This is a genomic window from Aeromonas sp. s9, from assembly GCF_040907765.1.
Lineage (GTDB): Bacteria > Pseudomonadota > Gammaproteobacteria > Enterobacterales > Aeromonadaceae > Aeromonas > Aeromonas caviae.
In genome coordinates this window covers 66767-83107 of record NZ_JBFOCK010000012.1, presented here as the reverse complement: position 1 = coordinate 83107, position 16341 = coordinate 66767, and the positions used below count along the sequence as shown (strand labels likewise).

The 16341-nt window shown below is 58.1% G+C and carries 16 protein-coding genes; 1 reads left to right on the top strand and 15 read right to left on the bottom strand.

The genetic code is table 11. From position 1 onward, the window contains the following. Positions 1-26: 26 nt before the first annotated feature. From glmU to mioC, 15 genes are all read right to left on the bottom strand, one after another. Positions 27-1388 (bottom strand): bifunctional UDP-N-acetylglucosamine diphosphorylase/glucosamine-1-phosphate N-acetyltransferase GlmU, encoded by a 1362-nt coding sequence (glmU, locus tag AB5Y54_RS01580; protein ID WP_368153137.1) that lies wholly within the window; start codon positions 1386-1388, stop codon positions 27-29. A gap of 93 nt (positions 1389-1481) precedes the next feature. Then, on the bottom strand, positions 1482-1910 hold the full coding sequence (locus AB5Y54_RS01575) for a F0F1 ATP synthase subunit epsilon (RefSeq protein WP_010672259.1): 429 nt from the start codon (positions 1908-1910) through the stop codon (positions 1482-1484). 18 nt (positions 1911-1928) lie between these two features. Beyond that, positions 1929-3317: a F0F1 ATP synthase subunit beta gene (gene atpD / locus AB5Y54_RS01570; RefSeq protein WP_010672260.1), complete on the bottom strand. Its 1389-nt coding sequence runs from the start codon at positions 3315-3317 to the stop codon at positions 1929-1931. 33 nt (positions 3318-3350) lie between these two features. Further along, positions 3351-4217, bottom strand: coding sequence for a F0F1 ATP synthase subunit gamma (gene atpG, locus AB5Y54_RS01565; RefSeq protein WP_368153136.1), 867 nt, complete (start codon positions 4215-4217; stop codon positions 3351-3353). A 42-nt stretch (positions 4218-4259) separates the two neighbouring features. Further along, positions 4260-5801 (bottom strand): F0F1 ATP synthase subunit alpha, encoded by a 1542-nt coding sequence (gene atpA, locus AB5Y54_RS01560; protein WP_010672262.1) that lies wholly within the window; start codon positions 5799-5801, stop codon positions 4260-4262. Positions 5802-5816: 15 nt separating this feature from the next. Beyond that, positions 5817-6350 (bottom strand): F0F1 ATP synthase subunit delta, encoded by a 534-nt coding sequence (atpH, locus tag AB5Y54_RS01555; RefSeq protein ID WP_010672263.1) that lies wholly within the window; start codon positions 6348-6350, stop codon positions 5817-5819. Positions 6351-6363: 13 nt separating this feature from the next. Further along, positions 6364-6834 (bottom strand): F0F1 ATP synthase subunit B, encoded by a 471-nt coding sequence (gene atpF / locus AB5Y54_RS01550; protein ID WP_010672264.1) that lies wholly within the window; start codon positions 6832-6834, stop codon positions 6364-6366. A gap of 51 nt (positions 6835-6885) precedes the next feature. Further along, on the bottom strand, positions 6886-7125 hold the full coding sequence (gene atpE, locus AB5Y54_RS01545; protein WP_010672265.1) for a F0F1 ATP synthase subunit C: 240 nt from the start codon (positions 7123-7125) through the stop codon (positions 6886-6888). A gap of 58 nt (positions 7126-7183) precedes the next feature. Next, positions 7184-7966, bottom strand: a complete 783-nt coding sequence (gene atpB / locus AB5Y54_RS01540) for a F0F1 ATP synthase subunit A (RefSeq protein WP_010672266.1) — start codon at positions 7964-7966, stop codon at positions 7184-7186. 8 nt (positions 7967-7974) lie between these two features. Next, positions 7975-8385: an ATP synthase subunit I gene (locus tag AB5Y54_RS01535; RefSeq protein ID WP_010672267.1), complete on the bottom strand. Its 411-nt coding sequence runs from the start codon at positions 8383-8385 to the stop codon at positions 7975-7977. Between the two features lie 190 nt (positions 8386-8575). Beyond that, positions 8576-9484: a ParB/RepB/Spo0J family partition protein gene (locus AB5Y54_RS01530; RefSeq protein ID WP_010672268.1), complete on the bottom strand. Its 909-nt coding sequence runs from the start codon at positions 9482-9484 to the stop codon at positions 8576-8578. Further along, positions 9481-10284, bottom strand: coding sequence for a ParA family protein (locus tag AB5Y54_RS01525; RefSeq protein ID WP_029313362.1), 804 nt, complete (start codon positions 10282-10284; stop codon positions 9481-9483). Before AB5Y54_RS01525 ends, AB5Y54_RS01530 begins: the two co-directional genes overlap by 4 nt. A gap of 27 nt (positions 10285-10311) precedes the next feature. After that, entirely contained in the window at positions 10312-10938 is a 627-nt protein-coding gene (gene rsmG / locus AB5Y54_RS01520; RefSeq protein WP_010672270.1) for a 16S rRNA (guanine(527)-N(7))-methyltransferase RsmG, read from the bottom strand. A gap of 20 nt (positions 10939-10958) precedes the next feature. Then, entirely contained in the window at positions 10959-12848 is a 1890-nt protein-coding gene (gene mnmG, locus AB5Y54_RS01515) for a tRNA uridine-5-carboxymethylaminomethyl(34) synthesis enzyme MnmG (protein ID WP_203763676.1), read from the bottom strand. Positions 12849-13356: 508 nt separating this feature from the next. Then, positions 13357-13806, bottom strand: coding sequence for an FMN-binding protein MioC (gene mioC / locus AB5Y54_RS01510; RefSeq protein WP_368153135.1), 450 nt, complete (start codon positions 13804-13806; stop codon positions 13357-13359). A 371-nt stretch (positions 13807-14177) separates the two neighbouring features. Here mioC and AB5Y54_RS01505 point away from each other — a divergent pair, with 371 nt between their 5' ends. Further along, positions 14178-16286 (top strand): TonB-dependent siderophore receptor, encoded by a 2109-nt coding sequence (locus AB5Y54_RS01505; protein ID WP_368153134.1) that lies wholly within the window; start codon positions 14178-14180, stop codon positions 16284-16286. The last annotated feature ends 55 nt before the right edge of the window (positions 16287-16341 follow it).

Sequence of the window (16341 nt, the reverse complement as noted above, 5' to 3'; positions counted from 1 at the left end):
CCGGTTTGCATTTCATTGATCGGGCATCACTTCTTCTTGACCGGACGGGGCCAGTTCGGAATGTGACGCTGGGGCACCCGGGTGATCACCAGCTCGTTCTCCGCCACGTCCTTGGTGATGGTCGAACCCGCCCCCAGGGTCGCCCCCTTGCCGATGCGCACCGGCGCCACCAGCTGGGTATCGGAGCCGACAAAGACGTCGTCCTCGATGATGGTCTGGAACTTGTTCACCCCGTCGTAGTTGCAGGTGATGGTGCCGGCACCGATATTCACCTTGGCACCGATCTCCGCATCCCCCAGATAGGTGAGGTGACCGCACTTGGAGCCCACCCCCAGCCGGGCCTTCTTCATCTCAACGAAGTTGCCGACGTGGGCATCCTGCTCCAGCACGGCGCCCGGGCGCAGCCGGGTGAAGGGACCAACCGAGCACTGATCCGCGATCTGTGCCCCTTCGATGACGGAGTAGGGTTTCACCTCGGTGTGGTCGCCAATCACGCAATCCTTCAGCACGCTGCCGGCCCCGATGCGCACATGGTTGCCGAGCACCACCTTGCCTTCGATGATGACGTTGACATCGATCACCACCTCTTCCCCGATCTCCAGGGTGCCCCGCAGATCGAAACGGGCGGGGTCGATCAGGGTGGCGCCAGCGATCATCAGCCGCTCGGCCTGCATCTGCTGGTAGCTGCGCTCGAGCTGGGCCAGCTGCACCCGGTTGTTGGCTCCTTCCACTTCCATGGCGCTGTCCGGGTGGACGGCGGCGATGGGGCAGTTGTCGGCATGGGCCATGGCAATCACGTCAGTCAGATAGAACTCGCCCTGGGCATTCTTGTTGTCCAGGCGGGAGAGCCAGCTGCGCAGCTGACCACCGTTGGCCACCAACACGCCGGTGTTCACCTCGCGGATGGCGAGCTGCTCGGCGTTGGCATCCTTCTGCTCGACAATGCCGACCACCTGGCCATTGTCGCGCACGATGCGGCCATAGCCGGTCGGGTTGTCCAGCACCACGGTTAGCAGGGCCATGCCATCGCTTGCCTTGGCGGCCAGCAGCCGTTGCAGGGTCTCCGGCTGGATCAGCGGGGTATCGCCGTAGAGCACCAGCACGTCGTCTTCGTCGTTCCAGAACGGGATGGCCTGGGCCACCGCGTGGCCGGTTCCCAGCTGCTGGGCCTGCAGTACCCAGTTCACATCTTCCGCGACGATCCGCTCCTTGAGCAGCTCGGCACCGTGGCCATAGACCAGGTGCAACTGTTCGGCACCAATCTGGCGAGCGGTATCGATCACATGGGAGACCATGGGCTTGTTGGCCACGGGGTGCAGCACCTTGGGGAGAACAGAACGCATACGAGTACCTTTACCCGCAGCCAGGATCACGACATTGAGAGACATAGCTAGCCTTTGAAACAGGTGGAAATACTGGGCGGAGTCTATCCAACGGGCAAAAAAAAAGCGACCCGAAGGTCGCTTTTTGCATCACCGTGATTAGCGGTAATTCTTTTTGACGATATCGATAACCCGCAGCTGGGCCATCGCTTTGGCCAGCTCGGCAGACGCCTGAGCATAGTCGATATCACCATGGGAGCTGTTGATCCGCTCTTCGGCACGACGCTTGGCTTCCTGGGCTTTCGCCTCATCCAGATCGTCTGCGCGAATGGCGGTATCGGCCAGCACGGTCACGGCTTCGGGTTGTACTTCCAGCATGCCGCCGGAGATGTACAGCACCTCTTCGCTACCATTTTGCTTGATCAAGCGGACCAGGCCCGGCTTGATGGCAGTCAGCAACGGAGCATGACCGTGGCGGAGACCCAGCTCACCTTCGGAGCCTGATACCTGGGCGGATTGCACGCGACCGGAAAACAGTTTTCCTTCGGCGCTCACCACATCCAGGTGAAAGGAGATCATCTCAGCCATGGGCCCTCCTATCGAGGCTTACAGTTTCTTGGACTTCTCGACGACTTCGTCGATGCCGCCAACCATGTAGAACGCCTGCTCCGGCAGATCGTCATACTCGCCCTTCAGGATGCCCTGGAAGCCACGGATGGTTTCCTTCAGCGGCACGTATTTGCCCGGAGAACCGGTAAATACTTCGGCCACGAAGAACGGCTGGGACAGGAAACGCTCGATCTTACGGGCACGGGCTACGGTCAGTTTGTCTTCTTCTGACAGTTCATCCATACCCAGGATGGCGATGATGTCCTTCAGCTCCTTGTAGCGCTGCAGTACGGTCTGAACGCCACGAGCGGTCTCGTAGTGCTCCTTGCCAACCACCAGCGGATCCAGCTGACGGGAGGTGGAGTCCAGCGGGTCAACGGCCGGGTAGATACCCAGTGCCGCGATCTGACGGGACAGTACGACGGTCGCATCCAGGTGGGCGAAGGTGGTCGCCGGAGACGGGTCGGTCAAGTCATCCGCAGGCACGTAAACGGCCTGTACGGAGGTGATGGAACCAGTCTTGGTGGAGGTGATGCGCTCTTGCAGAACACCCATCTCCTCGGCCAGGGTCGGCTGGTAACCTACTGCGGAGGGCATACGGCCCAGCAGTGCGGATACTTCGGTACCGGCCAGGGTGTAACGGTAGATGTTGTCCACGAAGAACAGCACGTCACGACCTTCGTCACGGAACTTCTCGGCCATGGTCAGGCCGGTCAGCGCCACGCGCAGACGGTTTCCGGGCGGCTCGTTCATCTGACCGTAAACCAGAGATACTTTGTCCAGTACGTTGGACTCCATCATCTCGTGGTAGAAGTCGTTACCCTCACGGGTACGCTCACCTACACCGGCGAACACGGAGTAACCGCTGTGCTCGATCGCGATGTTACGGATCAGCTCCATCATGTTGACGGTCTTGCCTACGCCGGCGCCGCCGAACAGACCAACCTTACCACCCTTGGCGAACGGACATACCAGGTCGATAACCTTGATGCCGGTCTCCAGCAGCTCGGTGCTGTTGGACTGATCTTCGTAGCTGGGGGCTTCGCGGTGGATGGACCAACGCTCTTCTTCGCCGATCGGACCCTTCTCGTCGATGGGGTCGCCCAGTACGTTCATGATACGGCCCAGGGTCGAGGTACCGACCGGTACCTGGATGGCCTTGCCGCTGTTAACTACTTCCAACCCACGACGCAGACCGTCGGAGGAACCCATGGTGATGCAACGCACGACGCCGCCGCCGATCTGTTGCTGAACTTCCAGTACCAGACCCTGGCCTTGGCCTTCGCTGACAACCTTCAGTGCATCGTACACCTGGGGCACGGCATTCTGCGGGAACTCGATGTCCACCACAGCGCCGATGATTTGGACGATGAAACCGTTACTCATGTCAAATCCTCTAAACCTTTGATAACCCTTGCCTTACACCGCAGCAGCACCGGAAACGATCTCTGTGAGCTCCTGGGTAATACTGGCCTGACGGGCCTTGTTGTATACCAGTTGCAGATCGTTAATCAGGTTGCCGGCGTTGTCAGTCGCGGCTTGCATGGCAACCATTCGGGCTGCCTGTTCACTTGCCAAGTTTTCTACCACACCCTGGTAGACCTGGGATTCGACGTAGCGAATCAGCAGGGTATCCAGCAGTTGCTTGGGATCCGGCTCATAGAGGTAGTCCCAGTGGTGCTTCTTGACGAGCTTGCTGTCTTCTGTTACGGGCAAAGGCAGCAGTTGATCGACTTTTGGTTGCTGAACCATGGTGTTGACGAACTTGTTGTACACCAGATACAGCCTGTCAATCTCACCGTTGTCGTAAGCCTTCAGCATGACCTTCACTGAACCGATCAGGTCATTGACGCTCGGGTTGTCACCCAGTCCGGAGACGTGGGCTTTCACCTTGGCGCCGTGCCGTTCAAAGAAGTTGGAGGCCTTGTTACCGATCAATGCCAGGTCAACCTTGGCACCTTTCGCGCTCCATTGCTTCATATCATTGAGGGCAGCCTTGAACAGGTTGATGTTCAGACCACCACACAGGCCACGGTCGGTGGAGACGACGATGTAACCCACTCGCTTCACCTCACGTTCGATGAGGTAGGGGTGCTTGTATTCCAAGTTCCCCTGAGCGATATGGCCGATCACCTTGCGCATGGTTTCAGCGTACGGACGGCTGGCAGACATGCGTTCCTGCGCACGGCGCATCTTGCTCGCTGCCACCATTTCCATAGCGCTGGTGATCTTCTGAGTGTTCTTCACACTCCCGATCTTGTTACGTATCTCTTTTGCGCCGGCCATCTCTTCTCTCCATCAGGTGGCAGCTTGCGCTGCCACACACGCTTACCAGGTCTGGGTTGCCTTGAAGTCATCCAGCAACGCAGTCAGCTTGCCAACGATCGCGTCGTTGTAGTCGGCCTTGGCATTGATTTCAGCCATCAGCTCGGCATGCTGGGTATTGGCGTAAGAGAGCAGAGCGGCTTCGAAGTCGACGATCTTGCTAAGTTCGACATCGGCGAGATAACCCTTCTCGGCGGCGAACAGCACCAGGGACTGCTGGGCCACGCTCATCGGAGAGTACTGCTTCTGCTTCATCAGCTCGGTGACTTTCTGACCGTGATCCAGCTGCTTGCGAGTGGCATCGTCCAGGTCGGAAGAGAACTGGGCAAATGCCGCCAGTTCACGGTACTGGGCCAGCGCGGTACGGATACCACCGGACAGCTTCTTGACGATCTTGGTCTGAGCAGCACCGCCCACACGGGATACGGAGATACCCGGGTCAACCGCCGGACGAATACCGGAGTTGAACAGCTGGGAGGTCAGGAAGATCTGGCCGTCGGTGATGGAGATCACGTTGGTCGGAACGAACGCGGAGACGTCACCGGCCTGGGTTTCGATGATCGGCAGGGCGGTCAGGGAACCGGTCTGGCCTTTCACGGCACCGTTGGTGAACTTCTCTACGTACTCGGCGTTGACGCGAGCAGCACGCTCCAGCAGACGGGAGTGCAGATAGAAGACGTCACCCGGGTAAGCTTCACGTCCAGGCGGACGGCGCAGCAGCAGGGAGATCTGGCGATAGGCAACGGCCTGCTTGGACAGGTCATCATAGATGATCAGTGCGTCTTCGCCGCGGTCACGGAAGTACTCGCCCATGGAGCAACCGGCGTAGGGAGCCAGGTACTGCAGAGCAGCCGCTTCGGAGGCAGAAGCCACGACCACGATGGTGTTGGCCAGGGCGCCGTGCTCTTCCAGCTTGCGCACCACGTTGGCGATGGTGGAGGCCTTCTGGCCGATCGCAACGTAGACGCACTTAATGCCGGAATCTTTCTGGTTGATGATGGTGTCGATGGCGATGGCGGTCTTACCAACCTGGCGGTCACCGATGATCAGCTCACGCTGGCCACGACCGATAGGGATCATGGCATCGATGGCTTTCAGACCGGTCTGGACTGGCTGGTCAACAGACTTACGCTCGATAACGCCCGGGGCGATCACTTCGATCGGCGAGAAGCCGTCGTTGTCTACCGGACCCTTACCGTCGATCGGCTGACCCAGGGTGTTGACCACCCGGCCCAACAGACCACGACCGACCGGCACTTCCAGAATGCGGCCGGTACCCTTTACCTTCATCCCTTCGGCCAGATCGGCATAGGGACCCATTACTACGGCACCAACGGAGTCACGCTCCAGGTTCAATGCCAGAGCGAAGCGGTTGCCCGGCAGCTCGATCATCTCACCCTGCATGGCATCGGCCAGACCGTGGATACGAATGATACCGTCGCTTACAGAAACGATGGTACCTTCGTTACGCGCTTCGCTTTTGACATCAAACTGCGCAATGCGCTGCTTGATCAGCTCGGCGATTTCAGTGGAATTCAGTTGCATGCTCTAATACCCCAATCAAGATTGCAGCGCATCGGCCATGCGATCCAGCTTACCGCGGACCGTGCCGTCGATAACGAGATCACCGGCCTTGATGAGCACCCCGGCCATCAAGGACGCATCTGTGCTGCAATTCAGCTTCACTTTGCGCGCGAGACGTTGTTCCAGAGAAGCCTGAATATTGGCTTTCTGCTGGTCGGTCAGTTCGATCGCCGAAATCACGTCAGCCTGAACTTCTTTGTCCAGTTCAGCCTTGAGCGCGACGAATTCGGCAACGACCGCCGGCAGCACACCCAAGCGACCATTCTCGGCCATCACCCGGATCAGGTTCTGACCGTGCTCGTTGAGCTGCTCACCGCAGACACCGACAAACAGCTTTGCCAGTTCTTCGGCAGCAACGGAGCCGTTTACCAGGCTGTGCATGGTCTCGTTTTCTGCCACCTGAGCGGCGAAATCGAGCATCTCCAGCCATTGGTCAACCGCCTTGTGCTCAACGGCAAACTCGAAAGCAGCCTTGGCGTAGGGGCGAGCGATTGTAGTCAGTTCAGACATAGCCCCGTTCCCGTTACAGTTCTGCTACCAGTTTGTCGACGATGTCGCTGTTGGCAGCCTGGTCGATTTGGCGTGCCAGGATCTTCTCTGCACCCGCGATGGCAAGAGCAGCAACCTGCTTGCGCAGTTCTTCTTTGGCACGATGACGTTCAGCTTCGATCTCTGCACGGCCCTGAGCCAGGATTTTCTCCCGCTCAGCTTGGGCTCCGACAGCGGCCTCATCAATGATCTGGGCCTTGCGTTTGTTGGCCTGATCGATGATTTCAGCAGCCTGAAGCTTGGCTTCTTTCAGCTGATCGGTGGCGTTGGCCTTGGCCAGCTCCAGATCTTTCTTGGCACGCTCTGCAGAAGAGAGGCCGTCAGCGATTTCTTTCTGACGGGCTTCGATGGCAGCCATCAGCGGCGGCCATACGTACTTCATGCAAAACACTACGAAGATGAAAAAAGCAACTGCTTGGCCGAGGAGGGTGGCGTTGATATTCACAGCCGATGTCCTCTTTAGTTAGTTAATGGGTTCTGCGTGAGTCGTAATGACTTAGGCAACCGCAAACATCACATACAGACCCAGACCAACGGCGATCATCGGGATCGCATCCACCAGACCCATCACGATGAAGAACTGGGTACGCAGAACAGGGATCAGGTCAGGTTGACGAGCTGCACCTTCCAGGAACTTGCCACCCAGGATACCGATACCGATGGAGGCGCCGATAGCCGCCAGACCCATCATCATTGCAGCAGCGATGTACAGCAGGTCCATGTTCAAGTTTTCCATGAGGATCTCCATTTATTTAGATGTAATTGATTGTATAAAAAGGATTATTTGAGTTGCATCAACCATGGTCTTCCTGCGCCATCGACAGATAGACGATGGTCAGAACCATGAAGATAAACGCCTGCAAAGTGATGATCAGGATGTGGAAGATTGCCCAAGGCACGGACAGGATCCACTGTGACCACCAGGGTAACAAACCCGCAATCAGGATGAAGATCAGTTCGCCAGCATACATGTTGCCGAACAGTCGCAGACCCAATGAAACAGGCTTGGAAATCAACGTGACGGTTTCAAGGATGAAGTTAACCGGGATGGCAGCAGGGTGGTTGAAAGGCTGAAGCGTCAGCTCCTTCACGAACCCGCTGATACCCTTGACCTTGATGCTGTAGTACAGGATCAAGAAGAACACGCCCAAAGCCATGGACATGGTGATGTTAACGTCAGCAGAGGGAACCACACGCAGATAGGGAACACCCATCAACTGTGCAGCGTGAGGGATAAAGTCAACGGGGATCAGGTCCATGAAGTTCATCAGGAAGATCCACACGAACACCGTCAGGGCCAAAGGTGCGATGACCTTGTTGCGACCATGAAAGATGTCCTTGACGTTACCATTCACAAACTCGACCAGCATCTCCACAAAGCACTGCAGCTTACCGGGCACACCGCTGGTGGCCTTGACGGCAACCTTGCGGAACAACCAGATAAACAGGGCGCCTAGCACGACGGAAAATATCATGGAATCGATATTCACCGTCCAGAACCCGGACCCTACCTGCAGGTGGGTCAGGTGGTGGGAGATATATCCCTGAGGAGTCAGGACTTCTCCGGTTGCAGACATGAGTTTTCCTAATAGTGGTTGTTAAGCGTGAATGAAACTATCCACTGTACAACGAGGGCGAGGATATAAGTGGCGAAGAACGAGGCGGTGTCGACCTCAATCCCGGCGCCAAACAGCAGGGCGAAAAGTCCTGTTGTAGTAATGAGCTTAATCCCTGCCCCACCATAAAAGTCCCGCAAAACCAGGCCTACGCTCTCTTTCGTCACCTTGCGGCGCAGAACCCAGAGCGTGAACAGGGCTTGAGGAACCCAGTACATCCCCCCTCCGTAGAGAGAGGATTGTCCGGCGAACTCTCCCGCCTGATAAAACCAGACGGTGGCGATCGCCAGGATCAGGACCAGCTGACAAACGAGCATAGCCAAGGCCAGCGTCAAACCTTCCAAGGCTATTTTCTGCTTCACCAACCTACCCCTGAACATTACAGAACTGTAAAAAATCGGGATCCGAAGACCCCAGGTTCACAGCTCGAAAAGCCGGTCAAATTATACCCGTGAAGACGGCTATTGCAACATGGCAAAAATCCTTAATTTTTGCGGCTTTCCGCGCGAAATTAAGGTTATGTTCATATCGAAAGTAATGGATGTTTTATTACTACAAAAAGCGTAAAAATCACGATTCTGACAGGCCAAAATAGCCCAATACCCGGTCCAAATCTGCCAAGTTATCGTAACTTATTACTAACTTGCCGCTATCTTTCTTACCCGGCTGAAGTTGCACCTGATTGCCAATTTTTTCAGAAATCTGGCGCTCGAGATAACCAAACTGCGGATCGCGGACGGGTTCAACCCTGGTTTTTGCCGGTTCCAGTGCTTTTTGCACCAGCTTCTCGGTATCTCGCACTGTCAGCCCCTTCTGGGCCACCAGTTTGGCCAGCTCTGACTGGGCCTGGCCGCTCAGGGCCAGCAGGGCACGGGCATGCCCCATGTCGAGGTCGCCGTGTTCCACGAAGCGCTTCACGTCCTCGTTGAGCTGGTTGAGACGCAGCAGGTTGGTTACCGTGGTGCGGGACTTGCCTACCGCCTCGGCAACCTGCTGGTGAGTCAGTTCGAACTCCGTCAGCAGGCGCTGAAGGGCGACGGCCTCCTCGATGGCGTTGAGATCTTCACGCTGGATGTTCTCGATGAGTGCGATGGCGACGGCCGCCTCGTCGGCGACATCCTTGACCAGGCAGGGCACCACTTCGAGACGGGCCAGCTGGGAGGCGCGCCAGCGGCGTTCACCAGCAATGATTTCGAAACGGTTTTCACCGATGGAGCGAACCACGATGGGCTGGATCACCCCTTGTGCACGGATGGAGTTGGCCAGCTCCTCCAGCGCATCCTGGGACATATCCTTGCGCGGTTGGTATTTGCCGGACTGCAGCCACTCCACCGGCAGCTTGCGCAATTCCCCCTGATTGGTCGGGGCCATGGCCTGTTCGGTGCGCTGGTCGCTCATCACCTGTTTCTGGCGGGCGGCCGTGCTGGTGCTGAGCAGGGCGTCCAGCCCCTTGCCCAGCCCACGTTTCTTCGGCGTCATATGCTCTCTCGATCTGCGGTGAGCGGCTGGGACTCCTGCTCCTGGCGGCGCAGGATCTCGCCAGCCAGGGCCAGATAGGCCTTGGCCCCCACCGATGATTTGTCATAGTGCATGGCTGGCGCGCCAAAGCTCGGCGCCTCCGCCAGTCTTACGTTGCGGGGAATGATGGTGCGATAGACCTTGTCCCCGAAATGCTGTTTCAGCTGATCGGACACATCATTGGCCAGCCGGTTGCGATGATCGAACATGGTGCGCAGCACCCCTTCGATCTTGAGCTCCGGATTGACCACGGCTGCCAGCTTGCTGATGGTGTCCACCAGGGCGGTCAGCCCTTCCAGCGCATAGTATTCGCACTGCATGGGCACCAGCACGGAGTCGGCGGCGGCCATGGCGTTCACCGTCAGCATGTTGAGAGAAGGCGGGCAGTCGATGAAGACGTAGTCGTACTTGTCCCTGACCGAGGCCAGGGCGTTGCGCAGGCGGATCTCGCGGGCAAAAAACTCCATCAGGCGGATTTCTGCCGCGGTCACGTCGGCATTGGCGGCGATCAGGTGATAGCCTCCCGAGGTTTCGGGGATGATCACCTCGCCGATGGGGGCATCTTCGATCAGCAGTTCATAGGCGGTGCGCTCGACATCGTACTTGTCGACGCCACTGCCCATGGTGGCATTGCCCTGCGGATCCAGATCGATCACCAGCACCTTGCGCCGGGTAGCGGCCATGGAGGCGGCCAGATTCACACAGGTGGTGGTTTTACCCACTCCACCCTTCTGGTTGGCTATGGCAATGACTTTTCCCACACTGTCCCCTAAATGAATGCGGCGGCCCTATTCGGGCTGGATGGCTTTAAACTCCAGCAGATGGCGTTCGCCTTCCAGTTCCGGCACCACCAGCTTGTGGGTGGCAACCAGACGAATGCTGTCAGGCAACTGTGCCAGCTCCTGCTCGGGGTATTGTCCCTTGAGCGCCAGGAAGCTGCCCTCGGGTGACGGCAGATGATGACACCAGCTCAGCATGTCCTCCAGGGAGGCGAAAGCCCGGCTCAGTACACCATCAAATCCGGTCTCGGGTTGATACTCCTCCACCCGGGATTTGACGGGGGTCACATTGGTCAACCCCAGCTCCAGGATCACCTGGCGGATGAAGTTGATCCGCTTGCCCAGGCTGTCAAGCAGCACGAACTGTTTGTCCGGATTGATGATGGCCAGCGGCAGTCCGGGCAGACCCGGACCCGTTCCCACATCGATGAAGCGTTCACCGTGCAGGTGAGGACTCACCACCAGGCTGTCGAGGATATGCTTGACCAGCATGGCGTCAGGATCTCGCACCGAGGTGAGATTGTAAGCCTTGTTCCACTTGTGCAGCAACTCGACCAACTGCACCAACTGGGTCTTCTGGGTTTCGGTGATAACAATTCCGGCCTGCATGAGCAGGCCGTTCAATCTTTGCAGCATGTTGTCCAACGGGGAATTCCTCAGGCGGTTTTACGCAGCAGGCCGTGTTTCTTCAGGTGCACCAGCAAGATGGAGATGGCGGCAGGGGTGATGCCGGAGATGCGGGACGCCTGACCAATGGTCTCTGGCTTGGCATCGTTGAGCTTGGCGATCACCTCGTTGGAGAGACCGTTCACGTCGCGGTAGTTCATGTCCAGCGGCAGCAGGGTGTTTTCGTTGCGCAGCTGTTTCTCCACCTCGTCGTGCTGACGCTCGATGTAACCGGCGTACTTGATCTGGATCTCCACCTGATCCGCGGCAGCCGCATCGGTCAATGCAGGCCCTACACCCTCGATGGCCATCAGGGCATCGTAGGTCACCTCGGGGCGACGCAGCAGCTCTTCCAGGCTCTGCTCCCGGGTCAGGGGAGTGTTGACCAGGGCGTTGACGGCCTCCAGAGACGGATGCTGCGGGTGGATCCAGGTCGAGCGCATGCGCTGACGTTCCTGCTCCACCTGTTCCACCTTGGCATTGAACAGGTTCCAGCGATGATCATCCACCAGACCCAGCTCGCGGCCGATGGCGGTCAGGCGCAGATCCGCGTTGTCTTCCCGCAGCAGCAGGCGATATTCGGCACGGCTGGTGAACATGCGATAGGGTTCGCGGGTCCCCAGTGTGGAGAGATCGTCCATCATCACGCCCATGTAGGCCTGATCCCGGCGTGGGTGCCAGGCTTCCTTGCCCTGGGCGCGCAAGCCCGCGTTCAGACCAGCCATCAAGCCCTGGGCAGCGGCCTCTTCATAGCCGGTGGTGCCGTTGATCTGGCCGGCGAAGAAGAGGTTCTCGATGCACTTGCTCTCCATGTTGGCCTTGAGATCCCGCGGATCGAAGAAATCGTACTCGATGGCGTAGCCAGGGCGGGTGATATGGGCATTCTCGAAGCCACGGATCGACCGGACGATCTGCACCTGCACGTCGAACGGCAGGCTGGTGGAGATCCCGTTCGGGTAGAGCTCGTGGGTGGTCAGGCCTTCCGGTTCCACAAAGATCTGGTGCGCCGTCTTGTCGGCAAAGCGGGTGATCTTGTCCTCGATCGACGGGCAGTAGCGCGGGCCTATCCCCTCGATCACCCCGGCGTACATGGGGCTGCGATCCAGGTTGTTGCGGATCACCTCGTGGGTCTGCTCATTGGTATGGGTCACGTAGCAAGGCATCTGGCGCGGATGCTGGCTGGCGTTACCGATGAAGGAGAAGACCGGGCGAGGATCGTCACCATGTTGCTGCTGCATCACGGAAAAATCGACGGTGCGTGCATCGATGCGTGGTGGCGTGCCCGTCTTGAGGCGATCGATGCGCAGCGGCATTTCACGCAGGCGCTGAGCGAGGGCAATAGAGGGAGGATCCCCGGCGCGACCCCCTTTGTAGTTCTCCATGCCGATGTGGATCAGACCATTGAGGAAGGTGCCAACGGTCAGTACGACCGTCTTGCCGCTGATGCGGATCCCGCTCTGGGTAACGACCCCGGCGACGCGATCCCCGTCCATGACCAGATCGTCGCAGGCCTGCTGGAAGATCTTCAGGTTCGGGTAGTTCTCCAGGGTCTGACGCACCACAGCCTTGTACAGCAGGCGATCCGCCTGGGCACGGGTAGCCCGCACTGCAGGGCCCTTGGAAGAGTTGAGCGTGCGGAACTGGATCCCGCCGAGATCGATGGCCTGCGCCATGATCCCGCCAAGGGCGTCGACTTCCTTGACCAGGTGTCCCTTGCCGATCCCGCCGATCGCCGGATTGCAGGACATATGCCCCAGCGTATCTATGTTGTGGGTGAGCAACAGGGTATTGAGACCCATGCGGGCTGCCGCTGTTGCTGCTTCGGTTCCTGCATGACCGCCACCGACGACGATCACATCAAATTGTTCATGGTATTGCATTGGGGATCACCTTGATCTGCACGCCTGAAGATCTTTGTTTGCCTGGTCTGAAGGGCGGATCATTCTATCTGTTTAGCATCCGGAGGGGAACGTCTACTTCAGGATCAGTATGGATCAGGGATCGGTTAAATAGATCTTAAGGATCTTTAGATCGATCTTTTATTGGATCTTTTATTAGGATCCGCGACTTCTGTTGATAAGGCATTTTTGATCATAAAGATCATTCGGTTAAGGTCGATCGCTGCTTGTGGAAAAGCTTGGATCCAGAGGGGGCGAACGGGGGGATAACATGGGTTTTTATACACAGATACATGGTCGACAAGATCTAATACATGAATAACTATAGGTTTTGCAGAGCTTAGCACCTAAGTTATACACAATTATCCGAGCTCATGTGGGGAGCTCTCGGGAAAAACTTATCCGGATCCACCTGTTAATAACCTGGTGGATAGGGATCTGGGGATAACCAGGGAGATCGGGGGTCGTGACCGGATCTCCCTGGCCCTGATCAGCTGATCAAGGTCATCCAGTCGTGGATCCAGGTTTCTGCGGCATCTTCCGGGATCTCGTGCTGGGTGACGTCTATCTCCAGGAGATCCCCCAGTCGGCTGGCACCGCACCCGGCCAGCAGCCGATCTAACGTCTTGCCGCCCTGGCAGAAGGTGTCATAACTGCGATCCCCCAGGGCGATCACTCCGTACTTGAAGGCGGCGAGATCCGGCTGCTGTTCGGCAAGATCCCGGGCAAAGGGCTGCAGATTGTCGGGTACATCCCCCGCACCATGGGTGGAAGTGACCACCAGCACGATGGCTTCTGGTTCGGTCAGGATCCTGGACAGGCTGGCGGGGTTGTGGATCTCCGCCTGGTGGCCCGCCTGTTCAAGCAGGCCGACCACATGATCTGCGACATATTCGGAGGCCCCCAGCATGGAGCCGACGACGAGGTTGAGTTTGGCCATGGAATGGATCCTGATGTCATCGAAAAAGTGAAGAGCGGGGATCTTACCGCCAAAGCATGTGGATAAATATGGATAAAGCTTGGGGATAAGGATCCTGCCCACTTTTTTGCAGCCAAAACCGGCCTCGTGGCCGTCGTGGCGCCTTCTTTCCGCCTGTTGCGACCTCATCGCACCTTTCGTTGTCAAACGACACTTCAAAACATCAATTAACAATGCAGATGCAAATGATTAGCAATTATTGAATCGATTCGATCACGGCACCTGTAGTAGCATGGCGCTGCTTTATTCGCCTGAGGCGCCGGGCTGACCGGTCCAATTGGGCACCCATAATAAGAAATCAAACATAACTTATTGATATTTGAGACACTTATATGATTGCGCAAAAAAATACCCCGAATGCCGTGATGCGAAAGAGAGGCGCACAGCTGCTGCCGCTCTCCTGTCTGCTGGCGTCCCTGCCCGTGTTGGCGGCGGAACAGGCGGATAAAGAGTTGCCCAAGGCGGGCGAAACCATGGTCGTGACCGGGACCGCCATGAAGGTCGAGGTCCCCATGGCAGAGACCCCCCGTGCCGTTTCCGTGGTCAATCGCGAAGAGCTGGACCAGCACGCTGTACTCAAGCTAGACGAGTCCCTGCGCTATCGCTCCGGCGTCCTGTCTCAGTCCTATGGTTCGGACACGGATGCTGACTGGTTCAAGGTTCGCGGCTTCGATGCGGCTTCTTACCTGGATGGCAACCGCCTGTTCAGCACCGGTTACTATGTCTGGACCCCGGAGCCCTTCGGCCTTGAGAGCGTGGAAGTGCTCAAAGGCCCGGCCTCCATTCTGTATGGCGAAGCCCCTCCCGGAGGCGTCATCAACGCCATCAGCAAGCGTCCGACCGCGACCCCGCAGGGACTGGTGAACCTGCAACTGGGCAACCGGGATCTGCGCCAGGTCGGGGTGGATGTCTCCGACACCCTTACCGACAACAGCCGGTATCGTCTGGTGGCCCTCTACAACGAGCGGGACGGCGTGCTGGACGGCACCTACAACGAGCGTGCCTATCTGGCGCCGAGCGTGACCCTGGATATTTCGGATCGCACCACGCTGACGCTGCTCTCCAGCTTCAAGCACGATGAAGGGGTGCCGACCAACGGCTTCTTCCCGGTCTATGGCACCCTGAATACCTCCGGCGGCCAGATCGATCCCTCCACCAACCTGAGCCAGCCGGATTACGATCGCAATCGCAATACCCAGATCTCCGCCGGGTACGAGCTGGCCCACCAGCTCAACCAGACCTGGGAGTTCAAGCAGAACGTTCGCTTCAACTACAACGATCTGCTGCTGCGCCAGACCTATATCTTCCCGACCTATGAAGGCACCACCGCCTACCGCGGCCTGGTCTACCGGGATGGGGATACCAAGAGCGCCACCATGGACAACCAGATGGTGGGCTACTGGAACACCGACAGCACGGAGCAGACTCTGCTGCTGGGGGTGGATCTGCAGCGCCATGTGAATGAAGGCCAGGAAGCCGACAACTATGGCATGGGCGCCATCAACACCATGAACCCGGATTACAGCGGTTTCCCCGGTTTTGATGAATCCACCGCGACCCACCAGAAGAGCACCAAGGGTCAGAGCGGCCTCTATGCCCAGCACCAGATCCGCTGGGATGATCGCTGGCTGCTGACCGCGGGCGGTCGTTTCGATTACGTGGAAACCCACAACATCAGCGAAGCCAAGAGCAAGAACGAGAAACAGTACGACGACAACCTCTCTCTCTCCGGCAGCCTGATGTACCTGGCCGACAACGGTCTCTCCCCTTACTTCGCCTATGCGGAATCCTTCGAAGTGCTGCCGGGGATAGACCCCAACACCGGCAACTCCTACAAGCCGCTGGAAGGCAAGCTCTACGAGACCGGGGTCAAGTACGCACCCAGCTTCCTCGATGGCTACATCAACCTGGCGCTGTTCGATCTGGAGCAGACCAACTCCCTGGTCTCTACCGGCTCCGGCCAGCAGACCCAGGCCGGTGAAGTGACCTCCCAGGGGGTCGAGCTGGAAGGAAGCGTGCATGCCACCGAGGCGTTGCGCCTGACCGCTGCATATACCTATACCGATGCCAAGACCAACGACACCGGCAACGGCGATCGTCGTGCGAGCCTGATCCCGCGCCACCAGGCCTCCTTCTGGGGCAACTACAAGGTGCAGCAGGGCCCGGTATCCGGTCTTGAGCTGGGTTCCGGCGTGCGCTATGTGGGTTCCAGCGTCGGCATCGGCGCGGTGAATGCGGACTACACCCCCATCTATGGTTCCGCCCAGGTACCTGCACACACCGTATGGGATGCGATGATCGGGTATGACTTTGCCAAGAACTGGCGTGCCCAGATCAACGTCAACAACCTGCTGAACGACACCTATGTGGCGAGCTGCGACTACTACTGCTACTACGGCGAGCCGCGCAGCATAGTCGGCACCGTCAACTACCGCTGGTAAGCGACAGGCCGGGCGGGGGCGAAGGCTCCCGCCCTCCTTCCATTCATCTACAGGC